Below are 2,903 nucleotides of genomic sequence, written 5' to 3'. Positions count from 1 at the left end.
GACGCGGCGGGCGGCGAGGACGTCCCAGTCCTTGAGCGGCGTGATCCGGACGGGCTTGCCGGTGCGCGGGGCCTCGATCACGAGCCCCTCGCCCATGTACATGCCGACGTGCTCGGGCGCGGCGGCGCTGCCGCGGCTGAAGATCAGGTCACCGGGCCGCAGGGGGCCCGACACGGGTTTGCCGTCGCTGACCTGGGTCTGCGTGACCCGGGTGAGCCGGATGCCAGCCTCGTCGTACGCCTGCTGCATCAGGCTGGAGCAGTCGCAGCGGCCCATCGGATCAGGGCCATGTGCGGCCGTGCACGTGCCGCCCCACTGGTACATCGTGCCGAGCTGATGCATCGCCCAGTCGATCGCCGTTCGGGCGCGCGGGTCGGCGTCCTTCGGGATCGAGTAGCCCTTCGGGACGGCACCCTCGGGGATCGGCCCGTACTGGGACCCGTCCTGCGTGCCGCAGCCCGAGGAGGCGGTGTCACCGGTCTCGTCGTCGGCGCCCTCCGAGTTACCGGGGAAGGTGGCGGCGATGGCCTTTTGCAGGGCGGTCGCCAACGGCTCCCACTGCGCGTACGCGTCGGGGAAGCCGGACTTCTGGACGGCTTGGGCGGCCTGTGTGACGGTCATCTGCTGCCAGCCGTCCACGGCGAGAAGAGCCTTGTAGAAGCGCTCGCTCGCGTAGACCGGGTCACGGATCTGCTGGGCGGTGCCCCAGCCCTGCGAAGGGCGCTGCTGGAACAGGCCGAGCGAGTCGCGGTCGCCGTAGTTGAGGTTGCGCAGCTGGCTCTCCTGGATCGCCGTGGCGAGCGCGATGATCTGCCCCTTCTTCGGGACGTCGAGGCTGATGCCGGTGGCCACGATCGTCTGGGCGTGAGGGATCTGCTCGGTCGGCAGGTCCAGGCCCTCGACGTGGACATCCTTGCCGGACGCCCCGTCGAGGATCTTGGTGACCTGGTCGGCGACCTTGTCCGCGTCGATGTCCGTCAGGCAGTCGCTGACGGAGCCGGTGGTCTGCATGGCTTCGGCGGAGGCGGCCAGCGTCATGCCGGTACCGGCGATCAGGAGCGGGGAGAGGAAGACGGCGCCGATACCGGCGGCGAGCGCCTTCAACCGGTTCGGCTGGCTCGCGGGTCAGCGGTTTCGGGCAGGGGTGGGTAGAGAGACGTCATGGACGTGTCCTTCGGGGTGCGGTGTCCGGCGTGCCGCGTGCGCGAGGCGTGTCGGAAGGGCGCGGCGGCCGAGGTGGGCGATCGGTACGGGCCGGCGTGGGCGAGTTGCCGCTCGCTCCATGCGGCCGGGCCGTGAGCTAGGAGTGCCGGGGCAGGGGGAACCTCCGTGAGGAAGGGCAGGGAAGGAGCCAGCGGCGGTGTGCGCCGGGCGGTTCAAAAACAGTAGGCGCGAATTGGCGGCTGACCAAAAAGCTGAGCGGAAGGTGCCGGAATCCGGCACCTCAGTCATGCACTTCTTGGTCGTCGGCGTTTTCGCCTCTACAGTTTTTGGACTCCCCTCGCCCTCCTCGGTCTGCGGCCCTGGGCTTCTGCATGCCCACCTTCGGCCCGCGAGGACTCCTTTCGCGCGACGGGCAGTTCCCTCCGTGCTTCCACACCCGAATTGGGGTTCCTCTTTGCCTTTTTCCCTGCACCACGGTGATGCCCTCAGCGTTCTTGCCGGTCTGCCGGACGGCTGCGTCGACTCCGTCATCACCGACCCGCCGTACAACAGCGGGGGCCGGACCGCGAAGGAGCGCACCACCCGCTCCGCCAAGGCGAAGTACACCTCCGCCGATGCCCAGCACGCCCTGCCGGACTTCACCGGCGAGAACATGGACCAGCGGTCGTACGGATTCTGGCTGACGCAGATCATGACCGAGTCCCACCGCCTGACGAAGGAGGGCGGCACCGCTCTGCTGTTCACCGACTGGCGCCAACTCCCCGTCACCACGGACGCGATCCAGGCGGCCGGCTGGCTGTGGCGCGGGGTGCTCGCCTGGCACAAGCCGCAGGCCAGGCCGCAGAAGGGCCGGTTCACGCAGAACTGTGAATTCATCGTCTGGGCGTCAAAGGGGGCGATCGACGGCTCCCGGAACCCTGTGTATCTGCCGGGCATGTACAGCGCCTCGCAGCCCTCGGGAGCGAAGCGACAGCACATCACGCAGAAGCCCGTCGAGGTGATGCGCGAACTGGTCAAGATCGCCCCGCCGGGCGGCACGGTGCTCGACTTCTGTGCTGGCTCCGGCTCCACCGGCGTCGCCGCTCTGCTGGAAGGCCGCGATTTCATCGGCGTGGAGAAGACCGCGCACTATGCGTCGATCGCGGCCGACCGTCTCACCGAGACGGTCCGCGAGACCCTGACGCAGGACGACGTGGTTCTCGCCGTCTAGGGCGTCAACTGCGCTGTCTTCGGCGGCAATCGGCACCCATTTCCGTCTCTTGCGGCTTCACGCCGGAGCGTGCTCGTCATTTGCCGGCCGGTCTGTGTGCCGCCATCCGTGTTTCGTAGGAGGCCGTACTTTTCATGCCCGAATCCATAGAACCCGCGGACGGCGGCGAACTGGAGCCGGTTCGCATTCCGGACCCGCAGCTGGAGGGAATCGAGGCGAGCGTCCGGCGGCTCATGGAGCAGTCGGCGCAGCAGGCCCGGCAGCTCGACCACCTCTCCTCCGCTCCGGCCCCGGACCGGTCGCCGTTCGCCGCGTTCGGCATGCCCGGGTTCGGCGGGCGGCCTCCCGCCGCGCCGCCGGAGCCCCGCCCGATCCTGGAACTGGACGGGGAGGAACGCGAGGACGAGCTGGACGCCCTGTCGGACTGGGTGGACGACTTCCTCCTCCCCGTCTACGGGTCGGAGGTCACCACCGCAGCACCCTGGTGCCTGCAGTGGCAGGAGCACGACGACGTCGTGGCCTGGCTGCA

3 protein-coding genes are annotated in these 2,903 nt (G+C 69.1%); 2 read left to right on the top strand and 1 reads right to left on the bottom strand.

Annotated features, from left to right (window positions below):
* Positions 1-1,104: NlpC/P60 family protein (locus ABZ135_RS38650; RefSeq protein WP_356703083.1), on the bottom strand; the 1,104-nt coding region annotated here is incomplete at its 3' end.
* Between the two features lie 514 nt (positions 1,105-1,618).
* Between ABZ135_RS38650 and ABZ135_RS38645 the strand changes: the two genes are divergently transcribed.
* Both ABZ135_RS38645 and ABZ135_RS38640 read left to right on the top strand, forming a co-directional pair.
* Positions 1,619-2,374 carry a site-specific DNA-methyltransferase gene (locus ABZ135_RS38645; protein WP_356703081.1) on the top strand — a complete coding sequence of 252 codons (756 nt, stop codon included), beginning with the start codon at positions 1,619-1,621 and terminating at the stop codon, positions 2,372-2,374.
* A gap of 233 nt (positions 2,375-2,607) precedes the next feature.
* Positions 2,608-2,903: DUF4913 domain-containing protein (locus ABZ135_RS38640; protein WP_356703085.1), on the top strand; the 296-nt coding region annotated here is incomplete at its 3' end.

The sequence above is a fragment of the Streptomyces sp. NPDC006339 genome (assembly GCF_040612775.1).
Lineage (GTDB): Bacteria > Actinomycetota > Actinomycetes > Streptomycetales > Streptomycetaceae > Streptomyces.
Note: the sequence above shows the minus strand (reverse complement) of the source record. Positions and strands in the feature narration are given on the sequence as shown.